21 protein-coding genes are annotated in these 21,241 nt (G+C 62.1%); 11 read left to right on the forward strand and 10 right to left on the reverse strand.

Annotated elements, in window-relative coordinates; all coding sequences use genetic code 11:
- Positions 1 to 71: 71 nt before the first annotated feature.
- Positions 72 to 1,442: a 23S rRNA (uracil(1939)-C(5))-methyltransferase RlmD gene (gene rlmD, locus QMK47_RS21900; RefSeq protein WP_320389323.1), complete on the reverse strand. Its 1,371-nt coding sequence runs from the start codon at positions 1,440 to 1,442 to the stop codon at positions 72 to 74.
- Positions 1,442 to 2,344: a cysteine synthase CysM gene (gene cysM / locus QMK47_RS21905; RefSeq protein WP_003204682.1), complete on the reverse strand. Its 903-nt coding sequence runs from the start codon at positions 2,342 to 2,344 to the stop codon at positions 1,442 to 1,444. Before cysM ends, rlmD begins: the two co-directional genes overlap by 1 nt.
- A 275-nt stretch (positions 2,345 to 2,619) precedes the next feature.
- On the opposite strand from cysM, the gene QMK47_RS21910 reads away from it, so the two are divergent.
- From QMK47_RS21910 to QMK47_RS21925, 4 genes are all read left to right on the forward strand, one after another.
- Positions 2,620 to 5,370 (forward strand): response regulator, encoded by a 2,751-nt coding sequence (locus QMK47_RS21910; RefSeq protein WP_253477252.1) that lies wholly within the window; start codon positions 2,620 to 2,622, stop codon positions 5,368 to 5,370.
- A 191-nt stretch (positions 5,371 to 5,561) separates the two neighbouring features.
- A complete protein-coding gene (locus tag QMK47_RS21915; RefSeq protein WP_320389324.1) occupies positions 5,562 to 6,551 on the forward strand; it encodes a 2-hydroxyacid dehydrogenase in 990 nt (329 codons plus the stop codon).
- A gap of 211 nt (positions 6,552 to 6,762) precedes the next feature.
- Positions 6,763 to 7,197: a hypothetical protein gene (locus QMK47_RS21920; protein WP_214509570.1), complete on the forward strand. Its 435-nt coding sequence runs from the start codon at positions 6,763 to 6,765 to the stop codon at positions 7,195 to 7,197.
- Positions 7,197 to 7,601 carry an META domain-containing protein gene (locus QMK47_RS21925; RefSeq protein WP_253477258.1) on the forward strand — a complete coding sequence of 135 codons (405 nt, stop codon included), beginning with the start codon at positions 7,197 to 7,199 and terminating at the stop codon, positions 7,599 to 7,601. Before QMK47_RS21920 ends, QMK47_RS21925 begins: the two co-directional genes overlap by 1 nt.
- A gap of 119 nt (positions 7,602 to 7,720) precedes the next feature.
- Here QMK47_RS21925 and QMK47_RS21930 read toward each other — a convergent pair whose 3' ends face one another.
- Complete coding sequence (locus QMK47_RS21930; RefSeq protein WP_320389325.1) at positions 7,721 to 8,203, reverse strand: TlpA disulfide reductase family protein; 483 nt, start codon at positions 8,201 to 8,203, stop codon at positions 7,721 to 7,723.
- A gap of 114 nt (positions 8,204 to 8,317) precedes the next feature.
- Between QMK47_RS21930 and arsC the strand changes: the two genes are divergently transcribed.
- Genes arsC through QMK47_RS21945 form a run of 3 tightly spaced genes read left to right on the forward strand, consistent with a single transcriptional unit; the run spans position 8,318 to position 9,691 of the window.
- On the forward strand, positions 8,318 to 8,671 hold the full coding sequence (arsC, locus tag QMK47_RS21935; protein ID WP_018610326.1) for an arsenate reductase (glutaredoxin): 354 nt from the start codon (positions 8,318 to 8,320) through the stop codon (positions 8,669 to 8,671).
- Positions 8,668 to 9,273 carry an NAD(P)H:quinone oxidoreductase gene (gene wrbA / locus QMK47_RS21940; protein ID WP_320389326.1) on the forward strand — a complete coding sequence of 202 codons (606 nt, stop codon included), beginning with the start codon at positions 8,668 to 8,670 and terminating at the stop codon, positions 9,271 to 9,273. The genes arsC and wrbA overlap by 4 nt, the downstream gene beginning before the upstream one ends.
- The gene (locus QMK47_RS21945) at positions 9,266 to 9,691 is read left to right on the forward strand and encodes a DUF2069 domain-containing protein (protein ID WP_214509567.1); all 426 of its coding nucleotides are present in this window, start codon (positions 9,266 to 9,268) and stop codon (positions 9,689 to 9,691) included. The genes wrbA and QMK47_RS21945 overlap by 8 nt, the downstream gene beginning before the upstream one ends.
- A gap of 97 nt (positions 9,692 to 9,788) precedes the next feature.
- Here the strand turns inward: QMK47_RS21945 and QMK47_RS21950 are convergent, their stop codons facing one another.
- Positions 9,789 to 10,463, reverse strand: a complete 675-nt coding sequence (locus QMK47_RS21950) for a DNA-3-methyladenine glycosylase I (protein ID WP_214509566.1) — start codon at positions 10,461 to 10,463, stop codon at positions 9,789 to 9,791.
- Positions 10,464 to 10,527: 64 nt separating this feature from the next.
- On the reverse strand, positions 10,528 to 11,352 hold the full coding sequence (gene ttcA, locus QMK47_RS21955; protein WP_063324743.1) for a tRNA 2-thiocytidine(32) synthetase TtcA: 825 nt from the start codon (positions 11,350 to 11,352) through the stop codon (positions 10,528 to 10,530).
- Between the two features lie 413 nt (positions 11,353 to 11,765).
- Here ttcA and QMK47_RS21960 point away from each other — a divergent pair, with 413 nt between their 5' ends.
- Positions 11,766 to 12,368 carry a Yip1 family protein gene (locus QMK47_RS21960; RefSeq protein WP_214509565.1) on the forward strand — a complete coding sequence of 201 codons (603 nt, stop codon included), beginning with the start codon at positions 11,766 to 11,768 and terminating at the stop codon, positions 12,366 to 12,368.
- 174 nt (positions 12,369 to 12,542) lie between these two features.
- A complete protein-coding gene (locus QMK47_RS21965) occupies positions 12,543 to 13,037 on the forward strand; it encodes a SprT family zinc-dependent metalloprotease (protein WP_003204703.1) in 495 nt (164 codons plus the stop codon).
- A 120-nt stretch (positions 13,038 to 13,157) separates the two neighbouring features.
- On the opposite strand, the gene QMK47_RS21970 is transcribed toward QMK47_RS21965, so the two are convergent.
- Positions 13,158 to 14,339, reverse strand: a complete 1,182-nt coding sequence (locus QMK47_RS21970; RefSeq protein WP_253477267.1) for a CaiB/BaiF CoA transferase family protein — start codon at positions 14,337 to 14,339, stop codon at positions 13,158 to 13,160.
- Positions 14,340 to 14,656: 317 nt separating this feature from the next.
- Entirely contained in the window at positions 14,657 to 16,009 is a 1,353-nt protein-coding gene (locus QMK47_RS21975) for a dicarboxylate/amino acid:cation symporter (RefSeq protein WP_214509563.1), read from the reverse strand.
- Positions 16,010 to 16,340: 331 nt separating this feature from the next.
- Here QMK47_RS21975 and QMK47_RS21980 point away from each other — a divergent pair, with 331 nt between their 5' ends.
- On the forward strand, positions 16,341 to 17,339 hold the full coding sequence (locus QMK47_RS21980) for an AraC family transcriptional regulator (protein ID WP_214509562.1): 999 nt from the start codon (positions 16,341 to 16,343) through the stop codon (positions 17,337 to 17,339).
- Positions 17,340 to 17,483: 144 nt separating this feature from the next.
- Here QMK47_RS21980 and QMK47_RS21985 read toward each other — a convergent pair whose 3' ends face one another.
- From QMK47_RS21985 to QMK47_RS21995, 3 genes are all read right to left on the reverse strand, one after another.
- On the reverse strand, positions 17,484 to 18,830 hold the full coding sequence (locus QMK47_RS21985; RefSeq protein WP_253477270.1) for an ATP-binding protein: 1,347 nt from the start codon (positions 18,828 to 18,830) through the stop codon (positions 17,484 to 17,486).
- Positions 18,827 to 19,504, reverse strand: a complete 678-nt coding sequence (locus QMK47_RS21990) for a response regulator (RefSeq protein WP_214509560.1) — start codon at positions 19,502 to 19,504, stop codon at positions 18,827 to 18,829. The genes QMK47_RS21985 and QMK47_RS21990 overlap by 4 nt, the downstream gene beginning before the upstream one ends.
- Positions 19,505 to 19,609: 105 nt before the next feature.
- Positions 19,610 to 20,209: a porin family protein gene (locus QMK47_RS21995; RefSeq protein ID WP_253477273.1), complete on the reverse strand. Its 600-nt coding sequence runs from the start codon at positions 20,207 to 20,209 to the stop codon at positions 19,610 to 19,612.
- 147 nt (positions 20,210 to 20,356) lie between these two features.
- On the opposite strand from QMK47_RS21995, the gene QMK47_RS22000 reads away from it, so the two are divergent.
- Entirely contained in the window at positions 20,357 to 21,145 is a 789-nt protein-coding gene (locus tag QMK47_RS22000) for a dienelactone hydrolase family protein (RefSeq protein ID WP_253477276.1), read from the forward strand.
- Positions 21,146 to 21,241: the final 96 nt, after the last annotated feature.

Genomic DNA, 21,241 nt, shown 5'->3' on the forward strand with positions numbered 1-21,241 from the left:
CAATGCGTCAACTTCGCTGACCTTCATGCCCGTGTTTTCGCCCAGGACTGTGGCGGGTTGGCACGAACGGGTCAGTCGGACAAGCCATCCTGGCTCGCTTCAAATAACGCCATGGCCTCGACATGCGCCGTTTGAGGAAACATATCGAGAATCCCGGCACGTTTTAACCGGTAGCCCTGCTTGATCAGTTCGACCGTATCCCGGGCTAAAGTTGCCGGGTTGCACGATACATAGACCAACCGTTTGGCACCCAGGGACGACAGCTTGCGCACCACCTCGAAAGCACCGTCACGGGGTGGGTCCAAGAGTACCGCAGAAAAGCCTTCGCCGATCCATTCGGCATCAGCCAGAGGCTGGGATAAATCGGCCTGAAAAAAGGCCGTGTTATTCAAATTGTTGCTGACGGCATTGGCCGCCGCACGATCCACCATGGTCTGCACGCCTTCGACAGCCACCACCTGGCGCACGCTTTTGGCCAGCGGCAAGGCAAAGTTGCCCAGGCCGCAGAACAGATCCAGCACCCGCTCCTCGGCTCGCGGTGCCAGCCATTGCAAGGCCTGGGCGATCATCGCCTCGTTGACCCCGGCGTTCACCTGGATGAAGTCCCCGGGCCGGTACGCCAGCTCAAGGTCCCAGGCATCCAGGCGAAACCCCAGGGCCTGCCCAGGCTCGACCGGTTGCGGCTCACCTTCACCGTGCAGCCACAACTGGGCTTCATGGAACGCGCAGAAGTCCTTGAGGATCGTCAGATCGGCCTCCGACAGCGGCGCCATGTGGCGCAGCAATACCGCGAGGGACGAACCGGCGAACAACTCCACATGCCCCAGCGCCTGGGGTTTGCTCAGGCGACGCAGCATCTCCGGCAGGCGGCTCATGATCGGCTGCAAGGGCTGTACCAGCACCGGACAATCACCGATGGCCACGATGTCCTGGCTGCCGACGGCACGGAAACCGACTTCGAGTTTTTTCGCTTTCTGGTCCCAACGCACCGCCACCCGGGCGCGACGTCGATAACCGAATTCCGGCCCGCTCAACGGCGCCGCCCATTCCTCTGGCGCCACCCCGGCCACCCGCGACAGTTGCTCGGCGAGCATGCGCTGTTTCAGGGCGAGTTGTTCGTCATGGGGCAAATGTTGGACGCTGCAACCGCCGCAGCGACCGGCATGGATGCACGGCGCCGCACGACGCAGTTCACTGGACAGGAACACCCGCTCGGTACGCGCCTCGACCACTTTGCCATGGGCCCCGAGCACCCGCGCCTCGACCTCTTCGCCGGCCAGGGCACCGATGACAAACCAGGTGCGCCCCTCGACAAAGGCGATGCCGCGGCCATCGTTGGCCAGACGCTCGATGGTCAAGCGCTGCTTTTTACCGGTGGGCACTTGCGGGGCCCGGCTTCCGCCGCTGGGCTGGAAGCGCAAGCCTCTTTCTTGTTTGGCCATCAGTTGGGCGCGTCGAAAATGCCGGTCGACAGGTAACGGTCGCCACGGTCGCAGATGATCGCGACGATCACCGCATTCTCAACTTCCTTGGACAGGCGCAGCATCCCCGCCACGGCACCGCCCGAAGACACGCCGCAGAAGATGCCTTCTTCGCGCGCCAGGCGACGGGTCACGTCCTCGGCTTCGCTCTGGGCCATGTCGATGATGCGGTCCACGCGCTCGGCCTGGTAGATCTTCGGCAGATACTCCTCGGGCCAACGACGAATGCCGGGGATGGCCGAGCCTTCCATCGGCTGCAGGCCGATGATCTGCACGTTCGGGTTCTGTTCTTTGAGGTAGCGCGAGGTGCCCATGATGGTGCCGGTGGTGCCCATCGAGCTGACGAAATGGGTGATGGTGCCGTCGGTCTGGCGCCAGATCTCAGGGCCGGTGGTGGTGTAGTGGGCCTCGGGATTGTCGCCGTTGGCGAACTGGTCCAGCACCTTGCCACGACCCTCGGCCTGCATGCGCTCGGCCAGGTCCCGGGCGCCTTCCATGCCCTCCTCCTGAGTCACCAGGATCAACTCGGCACCGTAGGCCGTCATCGCTGCCTTGCGCTCGGCGCTGGAGTTGTCGGGCATGATCAGGATCATCTTGTAGCCCTTGATCGCCGCCGCCATCGCCAGGGCAATCCCGGTGTTGCCGGAAGTCGCCTCGATCAGCGTGTCGCCGGGCTGGATCTGCCCGCGCAATTCGCCACGGGTGATCATCGACAGCGCCGGCCGGTCCTTGACCGAACCCGCCGGGTTATTCCCTTCGAGCTTGAGCAAAAGCGTATTGGTGGTCACGCCGGGCAAGCGTTGCAAACGGACCAGCGGAGTGTTGCCGACGCAATCGGCGATGGTTGGGTACTGCAGAGTCATGGCGTATTCGCAATCCGGACTGCGGGGGCGCCTATCATACCGGCAAACCTGGCGCGGCCATATCACGCAAAGTAAGGGGGTTATGGCTTATAGGAATAAGCGAAGCGAAAGCCGAGGGAGTGCTCGGTTCTTCCTTGACGGTGATTCCATAAACCATAACCCCATCGCCTTGTGAATTTTACAAAGATCGCCCGCCCGCAAATCGCTACACTGCGCAGGTAATGCGTGCCGGATGCGCGCACCGCTCAATCAGACGCTGGATGCAGGAGACAAGTGTGCTCAAGAAACTGGGAATCAAAGGCCGCGTGCTGTTGCTGACCCTGTTGCCAACCAGCCTGATGGCGCTGGTCCTGGGCGGCTATTTCACCTGGATGCAGCAATCGGAGCTGCACGTCCAGTTGTTGCAACGTGGTGAAATGATCGCCGAACAACTTGCGCCGCTGGTCGCCCCGGCCATGAGCCGCCAGGACACCGATCTACTGGAGCGCATCGCCACCCAGTCCCTCGAACAGGCGGACGTGCGCGCCGTAACCTTCCTCGCCCCCGACCGCATACCGCTGGCCCACGCCGGCCCGACCATGCTCAACCGGGCGCCGGAGGGCAACAGTACGCAATTGCTGCAACGCACCGGCAACGACGCCACGCGCTACTTGCTGCCGGTATTCGGCAAGCACCGCAACCTGGCGGGCGAACTGATTCCCGAAGAAGCCGACCGCCTGCTGGGCTGGGTCGAGCTGGAGTTGTCCCACAGCGGTATGTTGCTGCGCGGCTATCGCAGCCTGTTCGCCAGCCTGCTGCTGATCGGCGCCGGCCTGTGCCTGACCGCGTTGCTGGCCCTGCGCATGGGCCGCACGATCAACCGCCCACTGAGCCAGATCAAACAGGCCGTGGCGCAACTCAAGGACGGTCACCTGGAAACCCGTCTGCCGCCGCTGGGCAGCCAGGAGCTGGACGAACTGGCCTCGGGCATCAACCGCATGGCCAGTACCTTGCAGAACGCCCAGGAAGAATTGCAGCACAGCATCGACCAGGCCACCGAAGACGTGCGCCAGAACCTGGAAACCATCGAGATCCAGAACATCGAGCTGGACCTGGCTCGCAAGGAAGCCCTGGAAGCGAGCCGGATCAAATCCGAGTTCCTGGCGAACATGAGCCATGAAATCCGCACGCCGCTCAACGGTATCCTCGGCTTTACCCACCTGTTGCAGAAAAGCGAACTGACCCCGCGCCAGCTCGACTACCTGGGCACCATCGAGAAATCCGCCGACAGCCTGCTGGGGATCATCAACGAGATCCTCGACTTTTCGAAGATCGAGGCCGGCAAGCTGGTGCTCGACAACATTCCGTTCAACCTGCGCGACCTGCTGCAAGACACCCTGACCATCCTCGCCCCCGCCGCCCATGCCAAGCAGTTGGAACTGGTGAGCCTGGTCTACCGGGACACGCCGCTGTCGCTGGTGGGCGATCCACTGCGCCTCAAGCAGATCCTCACCAACCTGGTGAGCAACGCCATCAAGTTCACCCGCGAGGGCACCATCGTCGCCCGGGCCATGCTCGAAGACGAGCACGAAGACAGCGTGCAGTTGCGCATCAGCATCCAGGACACGGGTATCGGCCTGTCCAACCAGGATGTGCGAGCGCTGTTCCAGGCGTTCAGCCAGGCTGACAACTCGCTGTCGCGGCAACCGGGGGGCACCGGGTTGGGCCTGGTGATTTCCAAGCGCCTGGTGGAACAGATGGGCGGGGAAATCGGCGTCGACAGCACACCGGGCGAAGGCTCGGAGTTCTGGATCAGCCTGCGCCTGCCCAAGACCCGTGACGATGCCGAGGACCTGCCCGGCCCGCCTTTGCTGGGCCGGCGTGTAGCGGTGCTGGAGAATCACGAACTGGCCCGCCAGGCCTTGCAGCACCAACTCGAAGACTGTGGCCTACAAGTGACGCCGTTCAACACCCTGGAAAGCTTGACCAACGGCATCACCATCGCCCACCAGACCGATCAGGCGATCGACCTGGCCGTGCTGGGCATCACCAGCAACGACATGCCACCGGAGCGCCTCAACCAACACATCTGGGACCTTGAGCATCTGGGCTGCAAAGTACTCGTGCTGTGCCCCACCACCGAACAGACCCTGTACCACCTCTCGGTGCCCAACCCTCACAGCCAGCTCCAGGCCAAGCCGGCCTGCACCCGCAAGTTGCGCCGCGCGCTTTCCGACCTGGTCAACCCGCGCCCGACCCGCAGCGAACCCCACGAACCGGTTTCCAGCCGCGCCCCGAAAGTGCTGTGCGTGGACGACAACCCGGCCAACCTGCTGCTGGTGCAGACCCTGCTCGAAGACATGGGCGCCAAGGTGCTGGCCGTGGAAAGTGGCTATGCGGCGGTCAAGGCCGTGCAGAAGGAAACCTTCGACCTGGTCTTGATGGACGTGCAGATGCCCGGCATGGACGGTCGCCAGAGCACCGAGGCGATCCGCCAGTGGGAAAGCGAGCGGCACTGCACGCCGCTGCCGATCGTCGCCCTCACCGCCCACGCCATGGCCAACGAAAAGCGCGCCCTGCTGCAAAGTGGCATGGATGATTACCTGACCAAACCCATCAGCGAGCGGCAACTGGCCCAGGTGGTGCTCAAATGGACTGGCCTGGCCCTGCGCAACCAGTCACCGGAGCGCAGCGGCGATGCCCCGGGCGGCAGCGAACTGTTGGTGCTCGATCACGAAGAAGGCCTGCGCCTGGCCGCCGGCAAGGCCGACCTGGCGGCGGACATGCTGGCGATGCTGCTGGCCTCCCTGGAAGCCGACCGCGAAGCGATCCGCCAGGCCTGCGAGGCCAACGATCACAACGCACTGATCGAACGCGTCCACCGCCTGCACGGCGCCACCCGCTACTGCGGCGTACCGCAATTACGGGCGGCCTGCCAGCGCAGCGAAACCCTGCTCAAGCAACAGGACCCCAAGGCCGCCGCCGCCCTGGAAGAATTGGAGCGGGCCATCAACCGCCTGGCCAGCGAGGCGCGTATCAGCGCCTGATCCAGGGCAATACCCCGGGAATCGGAATCACTGAAAATCCACGCTCCGACCCCGGACCGTAGGAGCTTTCGAGCGAAGCGAGGCTGCGATCTTTTGATCTTTCGCTTGCAACTCAATTGTCAGCGTAAAGATCGCAGCCTCGCTTCGCTCGACAGCTCCTACGGGCCTGTTTTTTCTGCCAGGAGGCCGCCATGCGCGTGATTTTTTTCAGCAGCCAGACCTACGACCGCGACAGTTTCACCCAGGCCCCGAAGCCCGCAGGCCTTCAATTGCAATTCCAGCCCGCCCGCCTGAACCTCGACACCGTGGCCCTGGCCGAACGGCATGAAGTGGTGTGTGCCTTCATCAACGATGACCTCAGCGCCCCGGTGCTGGAGCAGTTGGCCGAAGGCGGCACGCGGCTGATCGCCCTGCGCTCGGCCGGCTACAACCACGTCGACCTGCTCGCCGCCCAGCGCCTGGGCTTGAGCATCGTCCGGGTGCCGGCCTACTCGCCCCATGCCGTGGCCGAACATGCCGTGGCATTGATCATGGCCCTCAATCGCTGCCTGCACCGCGCCTACAACCGCACCCGGGACGGCAATTTCAGCCTGCATGGGCTGACCGGGTTCGACCTGGTGGGCAAGACGGTCGGGGTGATCGGTACCGGACAGATCGGCACGACGTTCGCACGGATCATGGCCGGCTTCGGCTGCCAGTTGCTGGCCTACGACCCCTACCCCAACCCGCAGGTCGAAGCCTTGGGCGCCCGCTACCTGCCCTTGGCCGAGCTGCTCGCGCAGGCGCAGATCATCAGCCTGCATTGCCCGCTCAATGAACAAAGCCGACACCTGATCAACACCCAATCGCTTGCTGCGATGCAACGCGGCGCGATGCTGATCAACACCGGGCGCGGCGGCCTGGTGGACACACCGGCCTTGATCGAGGCGTTGAAAAGCGGCCAGCTGGGCTACCTGGGCCTGGATGTCTACGAGGAAGAAGCCCAGCTGTTTTTCAAGGACCGCTCCGACCTGCCCTTGCAGGACGACGTGCTGGCCCGGCTGTTGACCTTCCCCAACGTGATCGTCACCGCCCACCAGGCGTTCCTGACCCATGAAGCCTTGGCTGCGATTGCCATGACCACCCTGGACAACATTGCCGCCTGGGCGGCCGGCACGCCGCAAAACCTGGTGGACAGCTAACCCTTGAACCAGCACAAACCCTGTGGGAGCGAGCTTGCTCGCGATAGCGGTGTATCACAGCCAGCCTCGATGTTGACTGACACACAGCCATCGCGAGCAAGCTCGCTCCCACAGGGGATGGAGTTTCGTCGGCCTGATCTCCAGATGCCCGCCATCGAGACCATCCAAAGCCATGCCCCGTGCTAGCATGTCGCGCCTATTTGGAGGACCCATGGCCGAACACGATTTCCGCTACACCCTGATGAACCCGCAGCACACCTTGACCGAAGTCCGCGCACTGGCGCCGGGCCGCTACCAGGTCACCGGCAATGGCGGTTCGATCCAGGCCAACGATGTATTGCTCGTCACGCTCAAGGGCAGCAAGGACTTGTCCATGCGCCTGACCGTGGACACCGTGCGGCACCTGCTCAAGCCCATGGGCCAATGGACCGCCATGACCACCGGCCCGGTGTTCGGCGAACTGGCGATCCACACCTGGCAGGTCAACTGCGACAGCTGCGCCAAGGAACTGAGCTTCGAATTCGCCGTTGATGCCAAGCTCGGCGTCAAGGCCCAGAAACCGGCCGCCACCGCACGGATCGCCGAACTGGGCTGGACCGCCGTGGGTGAAAAACACCTGTGCCCGAAATGCCAGGAAGCCGCCTGATGAAACGTTTGGCCCTGTCCGCGTCGATCGGCATGAGCCTGATGGGGTGTGCCGCTGAACCTGTGCAGCTGCAACATAACCGCAGCTACATCCTGGAGTGGATCGGTGAGCGGCCATTGATGGACTACAGCCACCTGACCATCACCCTTGGGGATGACGGTCGTGCCTATGGCAACGGCGGCTGCAACCACTGGTTCGCGCCCTATACCCAGGAGGGCCACCGCTTGAGCTTCGGCAAGATCGGCAGCACGCGCAAACTCTGCGCCCCGGCGGTGATGGAGCAAGAAACGCGCTTCTTGCAGGCGCTGGAAAAGGTCGAGCGCTGGGACATCTCGCCCATCGAGCAGATACGCTTCTGGCCGGCCCAGGGCAAGCCGCTGCGGTGGTGGCTGGAAGAGGGCTGAGGCTGACCGCTGGACTGCCCTGTAGGAGCTGCCGAAGGCTGCGATCTTTTGATCTTGATCTTTCGCTCAAGATTCAATTGTCTGGGACAAGATCGCAGCCTCGTTGCACTCGACAGCTCCTACAGCGCCTGCAACGCCTGCAACGCCTGCAACGCCTCAAGCTTGGCCATCACCCCCGCCGCCGTCTGCTCCCCTAGCAACTGCTCGCGCACCTTGCCCAGGTTATCGATGATGTACGTCACCGGTAGCCCTTCGCTGCGAGGCAGGTCGAAGATCTCGGCCGGATCCCGGGCCAGCACCGTGAAGCGAATCCCCATCTTGTCGCTGGCACTCTTGAGTTCTTCGCCCTGCACCTGGTCGAAGTTGACCCCGAATACACCGACGTTGCGCCCCTTGAGCTGTTCGGCCAAGGCATTGAATTCCGGGATTTCGGTACGGCACGGCGCACACCACTCGGCCCAGTAGTTGAGCACCACCCATTGTTTGTCCAGCCGCTGCGAAGCAATGGCCTGGCCGTTCTGGTCCACGCCGTAGTCGTTCCCGCAACCGGCGAGCAACAAAATCCCGATGAATGTCAGTGCCGCCGTCAATCGCCTTGCCATGTGCCAATCCTTGTCTGAATGTGAACGCTGCTGCGACCCGTCGCCTCTCTCAGGTGCTAGGGGCTTCGCGGCACAGTAGAATAGCCGCCACCTTACGCAAGATGCGACCCGCTCATGACCGATCTGACGCTTTATCACAACCCGCGCTGCTCGAAATCCCGCGGTGCGCTGGAACTGTTGGAGGCCCGTGGCCTGACGCCCACCGTGGTCCGCTACCTGGAAACCCCGCTCGACGCCGCGCACCTGGAACGCCTGCTGGGCAAGCTCGGCATCACCGCCCGGCAATTGCTGCGCACCGGCGAGGACGAATACAAAGACTTGAACCTGGCCGACGAAAGCCTGAGCCAAGCCCAGTTGATCGCGGCCATCGCCGCCCACCCGAAACTCATGGAACGGCCGATTCTGGAAGCCGGGGAAAAGGCCATGATCGGCCGTCCGCCGGAGAAGATCCTGGAGATCCTGCCGTGACCACGCCGTACATCCTGGTGTTGTATTACAGCCGCAGTGGCTCCACCAACGAAATGGCCCGGCAGATCGCCCGTGGTGTCGAGCAGGCCGGGCTGGAAGCCAGGTTGCGTACGGTGCCGGCCATTTCTGCCGAGTGCGAAGCGGTTTCGCCAGACATCCCGGAACAGGGCCCGCTCTACGCCAGCCTTGATGACCTGAAGAACTGCGCTGGCCTGGCCTTGGGCAGCCCGACCCGTTTCGGCAACATGGCCGCGCCGCTCAAGTACTTTCTCGACGGCACCAGTAACCTGTGGCTGACCGGCGCACTGGTGGGCAAACCGGCCGGGGTGTTCACCTCCACCGCGAGCCTGCACGGCGGCCAGGAAACCACCCTGCTGTCGATGATGCTGCCGCTGCTGCACCACGGCATGCTGATCACCGGCCTGCCCTACAGCGAATCAGCCCTGATCGACACCCAGGGCGGTGGCACGCCCTACGGACCGAGCCATCACGCCGGGACCGACGGCAAAAGCGGCTTGAACGAACATGAGGTCGCCCTGTGTCGCGCCTTGGGTTTGCGCCTGGCGAAAACCGCCCTGTTGCTGGAGAACGGCCGTGGCTAAGAAGCCGAAGATCCTGCCTTCGATCCAATGGCTGGAACCGCGCGTACGCATCGCCCGCGCACTCAGCCTGCTGTGCTTTTTCGGCCTGGTGGGGTTGCTCAGCGCCTACTACCTGCTGATCGCCGACCTGCACGGCGCGCGCCCCTGGGTGATTCTGCTGATCGAACTGGTGCCGCTGCTGATACTCGCCCCCGGCATGCTCACCGGCAGCGCCCGCGGACACTCGTGGATGTGCTTCGTGGTGAACCTGTATTTCATCAAGGGCGCACTGGCAGCCTATGACCCGAACCGGCAACTGTTCGGCGTGCTGGAAATGGCGGCGAGCGTGGCGGTGTTCTGCTCGGCGTTGTTGTATGTGCGCTGGCGGTTTCAGTTGAATCGGCGGCTGGCGGGCGAAGGCGAGGTCTCCGTCGCCTGATACGCCGCTATCGCGAGCAAGCTCGCTCCCACAGGGTTTTGGAACGCCAAAGATCCAGTGTGGGAGCGAGCCTGCTCGCGATGGGCGCGGCGCGGTCTCAATGATTGACGGTGAAAGCCAGCATCATCGAAATCTGCGACATCGGCCGCCCGCCACTCTGTTCATGCCACTGGTTGAAGGCATTCTGCACCGTCGCCAGGTCTCGCTGACTGGTGGGGACTTTGTCGATGATGTCCTGGGCATTGAGCGCCGCCACGACGTCATAACTGGGCGAGAAGGTGTCCTTGCCCATCATTCGCAAGAAGCGCGGTGCCGACTGGCCGCCCAGTTGATGGCCGTGCTTTTTCAGGTAGGTCCACAGGCCGACGATGTCAGTCACCGGCCAGTCGGCGACCAGCGCGCCGAAGCTGCCCTTTTCGTGGGCCACGTCCAATATCATCTGCGCGTTGCGCGGCACGCTCTTGAGCTTGCCCAGGTGGCGGATGATCCGCGTATCCTGCATCAATCGCTCCAGATGCTCAGCCCCCATCAGCACGACTTTTTCCGGGTCGAACTTGAAAAATACTTCCTCGAACGCCGGCCACTTGGCGTCCACCAGGCTGTGCTTGAGCCCGGCGCGAAAGACCCGCAGCGCCATGGTCGAGAGGTAGCGGTCGTCGCTGATCTTGCGCAGTTGCGCCGGGGTATTGGGCACCGGCAGACGGGCTTCCAGTTCAGCCGCCGAACCGAAGCGGTTCAGACAGTACTCGTGCAGCCACTTGTAATCGCGCATGCCCTCTCCTGGGGGTTAAAAATGAAAACGGCGCTTGAAAGCGCCGTAATAACTATCGGTAGAGTCAGAGATTCACCACATTGACGAACCGCGGCGTGGCGTTTTCGTCGATGCGCAGGTTAGTGAAGTCGAACAGGTTGCGATCCGCCAGTTGCGACGGAATGACGTTCTGCAAGCCGCGGAAAATACTCTCGGTACGGCCCGGCGTCTTGCGCTCCCACTCCTGGAGCATCTCCTTGACCACCTGGCGTTGCAGGTTTTCCTGGGAGCCGCACAGGTTGCAGGGGATGATCGGGAATTGCTTGAAATCCGAATAGGCCTGGATGTCTTTCTCACTGCAATAGGCCAGCGGGCGGATCACCACGTTGCGCCCATCATCGGCGCGCAGCTTGGGCGGCATGGCCTTGAGCGAGCCGTTGTAGAACATGTTCAGGAAAAAGGTCTCGACAATGTCGTCGCGATGGTGCCCCAGGGCCATCTTGGTTGCGCCGATCTCGTCGGCGAAGGTGTAGAGCGTTCCGCGCCGCAGGCGTGAGCACAGCGAACAGGTGGTCTTGCCTTCGGGAATCAGTTCCTTGACCACCGAATAGGTGTCTTTCTCGACGATGTGATATTCCACGCCCAGCGACTCAAGGTAAGCCGGCAGCACATGCTCGGGGAACCCGGGCTGCTTCTGGTCCATGTTTACCGCGACGATGTCGAACTTGATCGGCGCAACCTTCTGCAGATGCATCAGCACATCGAGCAAGGTGTAGCTGTCCTTGCCGCCGGACAGGCAGACCATGACCTTGTCGCCGTCCTCAATCATGTTGAAATCGGCGACCGCCTCACCGGCCAGGCGGCGCAGGCGCTTTTGCAGTTTGTTCTGGTTGACCGTAAGAGTGCCCATGACGCGAAATCCGTGAGGTGTGACGAAGGGCCGGCATTTTACGCAAAAACCGGCTTTCGGCGAAGAGTTGATGCACCACTGTTGTGGTCAGGGTTTGTGGAGCAAAGCTTGCTCGCGAAACAGACGCCTCGGTTTCTGAAAGACCGCATCGCTTCCATCGCGGGCAAGCCTTGCTCCCACAATCGCCTCGCTACAAGGTGAATTTCTTTGCCAAGGGTTGTGTACAGACCCATCGGCGATTAGCACCACGGCCAACAGCGCGATTTGCTCTAAGCCCCCCATCCCCCTCGGGGTGACTCCTTTCTATACTGCGACATAAGGTCGCACACACTTACAGACCTTCACTTACCCGGCCATTTGGCCCGTAGGCGCTCCGTTGGGGGGCGATGGCAATAACAAAGGAGTGACTGACTATGATCCATCATGTCGTGGGGCTCTTTACCCACCCTGATCAAGAATGGAAAGAAATCCGTGGCGATCAGGAGGAAAGCATCAGCCACATGTACCTCACCCACACGCTGATCCTGGCGGCCATTCCCGCGATATCGGCGTTCATCGGCACCACGCAGGTGGGATGGGTCATTGGCAATCGTGCACCGGTCATGCTTACCCAGGAAAGTGCGCTGTGGATGACCGTCATGTCGTACCTGGCCATGTTGGGCGGTGTGGCAGTGATGGGCGCCTTCATCCACTGGATGGCCCGCACCTATGACGCCAACCCGAGCCTGGCCCGTTGCGTCGCGTTCGCCACCTACACCGCGACACCTTTGTTCATCGGCGGCCTGGCGGCGCTCTACCCGCACATGTGGCTGGGGATGATTGTCGGCACGGCGGCAATCTGCTACACGGTCTACCTGCTGTATGTGGGCTTGCCGACGTTCATGAACATTCCCCAGGACGAAGGTTTTCTGTTTTCCAGTTCGGTGCTCGCCGTCGGCCTGGTGGTGCTGGTCGCCATCATGGCGTTCACGGTGATTGTCTGGGGGCTCGGCGTCGGCCCGGTCTATACCAATTGAAGGATTGAAACGATCCCGATAGTACCCTCCAATAAGAAAGCAGGATCTGCCGACACAGGCCGCCGCAAGGCGGCCTTCCTGTGTTTGAGCCGCTCGAAACGACCACTGGGCGCCTGGACGATTCGCAACGACCGACGCTTGCGGCATACTCGGGCTTCTGGAGACCCGTAAAGCATGCTCGAGCAACTCAATACCCGCGTCGAAGAGTGTTACCAACAAGCCGAATCCTTTTTCAAACGTCCTTTCAAACGCCCAGTGGTCAGCTTCAAGTTGCGTGGCCAGAAGGCTGGTGTTGCGCACTTGCATGAAAATCTGCTGCGCTTCAATCCACAGTTGTACCGGGAAAACGCCGAAGACTTCCTCAAGCAGACCGTCGCCCATGAAGTCGCGCACCTGATCGCCCATCAACTGTTTGGCGAACGCATCCAGCCCCATGGCGAAGAATGGCAACTGATCATGCGCGGGGTGTACGAACTACCGCCCAACCGCTGCCACACCTACGAAATCAAACGCCGCAGCGTGACCCGCTACATCTACAAATGCCCCTGCGACGGCAGCGACTTCCCGTTCTCGGCCCAGCGCCACAGCCTGGTGCGCCAGGGGCGGCGGTATTTGTGCCGGAGCTGCCGCAATACCTTGGTGTTCAGTGGAGAAACCCGGGTCGAGTAGTCAGGCTTTGTGGTGTCTGGGCTGGCCTCATCGCGAGCAAGCTCGCTCCCACACTGGATCTTCGGCGTTCACAAATCCCCTGTGGGAGCGAGCTTGCTCGCGATGAGGCCCTAAAGGGCACTACAAAATCACCTTGGCATCCCGCAATTGAGCGATCCGCTGCGCACTAAACCCCAACTCCCCCAACACCTGATCCGTATGCGCCCCCAACTCCGCGCCAATATACCGAGGCTCGGGCAACCCTTCGGAAAATCTCAACGGGCAAGCCATCTGCGCCTGGCTCGAACCATCGCCGCGGGGCACCTGTGTCACCAGCTCCCGAGCCTGTAACTGCGGATGCCGAACAGCTTCCTCCAGGCTCAGGACCGGCTCGACGCAGGCATCGATCCCGGCAAACAGGCTGCACAGCTCGGCAAAATCGTGTTTTTCAAACTCGCCTTGCAGCGCCTGCTTAAGGGCGTGTTGTTGTTCAGGCTTGGGCGACAACCCCTGGGCCGCCAGTTCCGGCCGCCCCAAGGCCTCGCACAGCGCCTGCATGAACACCGGCTCCAGGCTACCCACCGACATCCAGCGACCATCGCGGGTGCGGTAATAGTCATAGAAGCTGCCGCCGTTGAGCATCTGCTTTTCCCAACCCGGCTCGACACCGCAGGCCAGGTAACCGGCACCGGCCATGGCGTTGAGGCTGAACACACAGTCAGTCATGCTCACGTCAAGATGCTGCCCCTGACCGGTTTGATGGCGGGCGATGACCGCCGCCAACAACCCGATCACCCCGTGCAACGAACCACCGGCGATGTCCGCCGCCTGGATCCCCAGCGGCAACGGACCGCTGTCGGCGCGGCCGGTGTGGCTGGCCAGCCCCGCCAGGGCCAGGTAATTGATGTCGTGACCGGCGCGGTCCTTGTAGGGCCCGGTCTGGCCGTAGCCGGTGATCGACACATAGATCAGCCGCGGATTGATCGCCTTCAAGGCCTCGTACCCCAGGCCCAGTCGCTCCATCACGCCGGGGCGGAACTGTTCCAGCAGGATGTCGTAGTCCTTCAGCAATTGCGTGACCACCGCCAACGCTTCCGGTTGCTTGAGGTCCAGGGCCAGGCTGCGTTTGTTGCGGTTGAGGTAGGCGTGGCTGGCCGAGGTGCCCTGATCGTGGGGCGGCAGCACCCGCAGCAGGTCCTGGCGGGTCGGCGACTCGATGCGCAACACCTCGGCCCCCATGTCCGCCAGCAACAGCGAGGCGAACGGGCCGGGCAACAGGGTCGAGAAGTCCAGAACCTTTAGCGATGCCAGTGGGCCTTGCATGGGCGATCTCCGAGAGGGTGATGGTTGAAGACTAGGCAGGGGTTGGTGATGGGGCAATTACCGCAGCTGTCACAGGAGATGACCATTGCGCTCATGGCTGGCGCAGATCCCTTTGTGGCGACGCAGGGCTGTGGGAGCAAAGCTTGCTCGCGAAACAGACGCCTCGACTTCTGAAAGACCGCATCGCCTGCATCGCGGGCAAGCCTTGCTCCCACAGAGTGTGGGATACATCCCCTCGACGCAAAAGCACTCTCACCCCGAGAACTCCGGCCCATGAAAAAACCCGCCGAAGCGGGCTTTTCATTGCAGCCTGAAGATTACTTCACAGCGCCTGGAGCAGAGGACTCAGCCGCTGCAATCTGCGCCGACGCGATCTGCTCGTCATCTTCACGAACGTCGGAGATACCGCGACCACCGGAAGCCAGCTCGGTGTGCAGTTGATCTACGTTCAGTTCCTTGACCCACTTGGCAACCACGATCGTGGCGACGGCATTGCCCACCAGGTTGGTCAGGGCGCGGGCTTCGGACATGAAGCGGTCGATACCCAGGATCAGTGCCAAGCCGGCCACCGGCAAGGTGCCCACGGCCGACAGGGTGGCGGCCAGTACGATGAAGCCGCTACCGGTCACGCCAGCAGCACCTTTGGACGACAGCAACAGCACCAGCAACAGGGTGATCTGGTGAGTAATGTCCATCGGGGTGTCGGTGGCCTGGGCGATGAACACCGCAGCCATGGTCAGGTAGATCGAAGTACCGTCGAGGTTGAACGAGTAGCCAGTCGGGATGACCAGGCCTACGACCGACTTCTTGGCACCCAGGCGCTCCATCTTGATCAGCAAGCGTGGCAGGGCCGATTCCGACGAGGAAGTGCCCAGCACGATCAGCAGCTCTTCACGGATGTAGCGAATCAGCTTGACGACGCTGAAGCCGTGGGCGCGGCAGATGGCGCCCAGTACTACCAGCACGAACACCACGCAGGTGATGTAGAAGCAGATCATCAGCTGGCCCAGTTGCACCAGCGAACCGACACCGTAGGCGCCAATGGTGAACGCCATGGCACCGAACGCACCCAGCGGAGCCAGCTTCATGATCATGTTGATGATGATGAACATCACGTGGGCGAAGCGATCGATGAAGTCCAGCACTGGCTTGCCGTAGGCACCCAGGCGATGCAGGGCAAAACCGAAGATCACCGAGAACATCAGCACTTGCAGGATGTCGCCGTTGGCGAACGCGCCGACGATGGTGTTCGGGATCACGTTGAGGATGAAGGCAATGATGCTCTGGTCTTTACCGGCCGAGATGAAACCGGCGATCTTGCTGGTGTCCAGGGTCGACACATCGATGTGCATGCCGGCGCCCGGTTGCACGACGTTGACCACGACCAGCCCGATCAGCAGGGCGATGGTGGAAACGATTTCGAAGTACAGCAGCGCGTAGCCGCCGGTCTTGCCCACCGACTTCATGTTCTGCATGCCGGCGATGCCGCTGACAACGGTACAGAAGATGATGGGGGCGATGACCATTTTGATCAGTTTGATGAACCCGTCGCCGAATGGCTTGAGGGCAACACCGGTCTGAGGGTAGAAGTGGCCGAGCAAAATGCCGATGGCAATGGCTACGATCACCTGGAAATACAGGGATTTGTACAGTGGCTGACGAGTCGTCATGGCAAACCTTCCTCAAGAGTCCCGTTTGACGACATCCACCTGTCGTCCACGGCACCTCAATTGCGAACCCTCCTGCGCTGGAGGGATTTGTTTTTTTCGGCTGCACGCGGCAGACCTACGTAACCCATCGCAAAGCGCGTGCCATTTTTGCGAAACCCCCTACATCCGGTATAGCAGACGGGTTAGCGGATTTCACATGGATTAAACGAGGTGTATAAGGTGGCGGATTTCCGCCTACAGGCCGTTTACTGTTCCGGGATTTGGCGGATATCCGCCTTGTTCAGCCTCCCTCCCCTGCTACCATCGCCCGCTCAACGGACGGACTTCAGCCATGCGCCAACGCACGATCGCCAGCCATTTCGCCCGCGCAGCCCTGGGCGGCGCGCGTCGGCAAGGCTTCGACTATTTGCCTTTGCTGCAACAGCTGGGCATCAGCCCAGAGCTGTTGGATGAGCCGCGCGCACGGATTGCACCCGAGCAGTTCGCGCGCCTGTTGCAGGCGCTGTGGCTGGCATTGGGGGACGAATACCTGGGGTTCGGCAGGGCTGCGAGTAAACCCGGGACGTTTGCCATGATGTGTCACGCGTTGATCCACTGTCGGACCCTGGGCAAGGCCCTTCAACGCGGCTTGCTGTTCTACAGCCTGTTCCCCGACGCGCCGAGCCTGACCCTGGAAGCCGAAGGCGAGCGAGTGCGGCTGGTGCTGGACGATTCGACGCTGTGGGACCCGGATCACTTCCTGACTGAAAGCTTGCTGGTAGTCTGGCATCGCCTAGCCAGTTGGCTGATCGGCCAGCGGATCGGCCTGGAACAGGCGACCTTCGGCTACACCAAACCCACCCACGGTGCCGAATACGACTTACTGTTTCCCTGTCCGCTGGTGTTCGAAGCGCGCAGCAGCAGCCTGTTGTTCCACAGCCGTTACCTGGATATGCCACTGCTGCAGGACGAACGCACCCTCAAGCATTTCCTCGAACGCTCCCCCGCCGACCTGCTGTCGCGCCCGGACGATGGCCACAGCCTGAGCAGCCAACTGCGCCGCCTGCTCAGCCGCGACACCGCCCGCTGGCCCGACCTGGACACCGTCGCCGGCCATCTGCACATCAGCCCGCAGACCTTGCGCCGGCATTTGCGTGAGGAAGGCACCAGCTTCCAGGAACTCAAGGATCAGCTGCGGCGGGATATCGCCATCTACCATCTGGGGCGGGCGGACTTGTCGTTGCAGCAGATTGCCGAGCAGTTGGGGTTCTCAGAGCCATCGGCGTTTCACCGGGCGTTCAAGAAGTGGACGGGGCTGACGCCGGGGGCTTACAGGGAGTTGGAGAACTGATTTCTTGAGTGGTTTTTTGTGGTGTGCTGACTGGCCTCATCGCGAGCAAGCTCGCTCCCACACCGGATTTTCGGCGCTCACAAATCCCCTGTGGGAGCGAGCTTGCTCGCGATGAGGCCCGCACACACACCGAAAACACTCCAGTCAAACCACCGGAAAATGAATCCTGAACGCCGCCCCGCCCAACTCTGAATCCCCCAGGGTCAACTTGGCGCCGTAGCTCTCGATGATGTCTTTCACCACGGCCAGCCCGATCCCCTGCCCCGGATGCTGGCGATCCAGTCGCTCGCCCCGCTGGAGAATCCGCGCACGTTGATCCGGTGGCACCCCCGGCCCGTCGTCCTCGACACTCAACTCCGTACCGCCGAGGGTCTGGTGCACGCTGACGCGCACCTCGCCCAGGCACAGCCGATAGGCGTTTTCCAGCAGGTTGCCGAGCATCTCCAGCAAGGCGCCCTGTTCGATCGGCACCTGGCAGTGCTCCGGCAGATCGAAACTGACATTGACCCGTTTGTCGCGATAGACCTTGTCCAGGGTGTCACACAAGCTTTGCAGCACTGGGCGCAAGCGCACCTGATGACGCACCAGCCCGCTTTTGCGCAGGCTGGCGCGCTGCAACTGGTAGCCGATCTGCTGGCTCATGCGCTCGATCTGGGATTGCAGCACCCAAGCCTGTCCACGGTCCTCGGGGCGCCGGGCCATGTCCTCGCTGACGCCCTGCAACACCGCCAACGGGGTCTTCAGGCTGTGGGCCAGGTCATCGAGGGAATCGCGATAACGGCTGCGTTGTTCCCGCTCGCTGTACAGCAGCCGGTTGAGGGAGCCGGTCAGGCGCAACAGTTCCCGGGGATGTTCGGTACTGAGGCTTTCCCGGGCCCCGCTTTCGATTTCGTCCAGTTCCTGGCTCAAGCGCCGCAGCGCCCGAAGGCCCCAGGTCAGGCCGATCCACAACAGCGCCAGCAACACCAACAAGGCCGCGCCAAAGCCCAGGTAGAGATTGTCCCGCAGCCCCTGCAGGGTCACTTCGTAGTCGCGCACCGGTTGCAGCGTGACGATGCTGAACGCCGCGCTCTGACCGCCGAGCAACTTGATCTCGACGTCATAGACAAAAAACTCCTGGCCGTCGTTTTCGCGAATGCGCGCGAACTGGTTGCCCTGGCCGTCATAGCGCGGCGTGTAGTTGATGTTTTCTTCCTGGGTGGCCTTCGACCGCCAGACCAATCGCCCCTCGCGATCATAGATGTAGCCCAGCAGGCGGGCATCGGCGAGGTTGAAACGCTCATCGGGCAATTGCGCCGGCATCTTCAAGCGGTTGTTTTCCACTCGGGCGGCGGAAATCAGCGTGGTCACGTCCGAGGCCAGGCGTTGCTCGATGGATTCCTGCAACGCCAGGCTGAACGCGCCCTGCATGGCCGGCAACAAGGCCAGCATGAACAGCACCGCCAGGGTCATGGCGGCCAGCATCAACCGCAGGCGAAGCGAACGAATCACTGGCAGCGCTCGTTGAACAGGTAGCCCAGGCCGCGCACGGTATCGATCGGCTTGAAGCCAGCCGGCGCTTCCAGCTTACGACGCAGGCGCCCGACCAGCACTTCGATGACATTGGGATCACGCTCGTCGTCATCGGGGTAAAGCTGCTCCATCAAGCGGTCCTTGGCCACCACCTGCTGGTGATGGCGCATGAGGTATTCGAGGATGCGGTATTCGTAGGCTGTCAACGCCAGCGGCTCCTCATCGAGGGACGCCTGCTTGCGATTGAGGTCGAGCAGCAACGGACCGGCGACGATGGTCGATTGGGTAAAACCACTGGAGCGGCGCAACAGGGCATTCAGCCGGGCCTCCAGCTCTTCGAACTGAAACGGCTTGACCACGTAGTCATCGGCACCGGCGGCCAGGCCTTCGACCTTGTCCTGCCAGTTGCCGCGGGCGGTGAGGATCAGGATCGGAAACGTCTTGTCCTGCGAGCGCAGCCGACGGATCAGCTCCAGCCCGCTGATGCCCGGCAGGCCCAGGTCGATCACCGCCAGGTCATGGTTGAATTCCCGGATCTGGTACAAGGCCTCTTCGGCATTGGCCACGGCCTGCACCACATGGCCGCTGTCGGTGAGACGGGTTTGCAGGTGGTGACGCAACAGCGCTTCGTCTTCGACGACCAGTAATTTCATGGAGCCTCTCCCCAGGCAAATCAAACAATCCAGTGCGGCGCACTTCAACGAAAGGCGCCGGATCGTCTTCGACCGATCCGGCTGGATACGCTCACCATCGACCGCTTAGAACGTGTAGTTGGCGGACAGGTACGTCTGGGCGCTGCTGGTCAGGTCCAGCGAGCCAACCTTGTCGCCACCGTGCGGGCTCATCTCGGTGCTGGCGTTGCTGCGCAGGTAACGGTAACCCAGTTCAACCGAGGTGTTTTGCGAAATTTGTTGCAGCACGCCGCCCTGCAAGCCCACGGCGTAGCCGATGTCGCTGTCGCGGCTGAAGCCGGGAGAATCCTGGGTCAGCTTGGTCAGGCCCGCCGTGCCGCCACCGAACAGCTTGGTGCTGCTGGTGACCGGATAGAACACATCGTAGCTGCCCAGCAGGTTTTCCTGGCGCAGCTTGATGCCGTTGTGGGTGCCCGAGACGTTGTCGTAGGTGGCGTAGTAGCGGCCCTGGTCGTTTTGCTTGCCCAGTCGCAGGCCATACGTGGTGTCCTTGCCGATGACGCCGTCGGCGTTCGGGTTGTTCAGGGCGTTGTCCAAGGCGTTGGATTTCTTCACCTTGTCGCTGGTCTGGCCGAGGGTCAGGCTGGCGAAGTTGTCATCGGCGTGGGCCAGGGCACTGGCGCCCAGCACGGTGAAAGCCAGCAGCAGTTTTTTCATGGCAGTCATGATCAAGTTCCTTTGCAACGTGGGTGAATTGTGAAGTCGCCGTCACCTTAACCAGCGATCCCTGAACACCCCTTGAACGTTCTCTGAACCTGCGCTGAATGAATCGACTAGAGTGTCCTGTCCCAGCACTTTTTAAGGAGATCCATCATGCGCAGGCTGCTTGCTGTTGTACTTCTGGCCATTAGCGGCGTGAGCCACGCCGCCATCCAGACCCAGGAGCTCCCCTACACCAGTGCCGACGGCACCAAGCTGATCGGCTATTACGCGTATGACGACGCCGTCAAAGGCCCGCGCCCGGGCGTGGTGGTGGTGCATGAATGGTGGGGGTTGAACGACTACGCCAAGCGCCGTGCCCGTGACCTCGCGGGCCTGGGCTATAGCGCCCTGGCCATCGACATGTACGGCGACGGCAAGAACACCGAGCACCCCAACGACGCCATGGCCTTCATGCAGGCGGCGCTCAAGGACGGCGCGGCGGCCAGTGCCCGCTTCCAGGCCGGTCTCGACCTGCTGAAGAAACAACCCCAGACCGATCCGGACAAACTTGCCGCCATCGGCTACTGCTTCGGCGGCAAGGTGGTGCTCGATGCCGCACGCCAGGGTGTGCCGCTGGCCGGCGTGGTGAGTTTCCACGGTGCGCTGGTGACCAACACCCCGGCAACGCCTGGCAGCGTCAAGGCCAAGATGCTGGTCGAGCATGGCGCCCTGGACAGCATGGTCACCCAGGACAACGTCACCGCGTTCAAGAGCGAGATGGACAAGGCCGGCGCCGACTATAAATTCGTCAGCCTCAAAGGCGCCAAGCACGGCTTCAGCAACCCCGATGCCGACCGTTTGAGCCACGGCGAACATGGCGGGCCGGACATTGGCTACAACAAGGAAGCCGATGAGAAGTCATGGGCGGATATGCAGAAGTTCTTCAAGAAAATCTTCTAATACATCCCCTTGTGGCGAGGGAATTGTGGGAGCAAAGCTTGCTCGCGACCCAGGCAACTCGTTTTATGGAGGACCACATCGCCTTCGTCGCGGGCA

Source organism: Pseudomonas sp. P9_35, from assembly GCF_034008205.1.
Taxonomy (GTDB): domain Bacteria; phylum Pseudomonadota; class Gammaproteobacteria; order Pseudomonadales; family Pseudomonadaceae; genus Aquipseudomonas; species Aquipseudomonas kilonensis.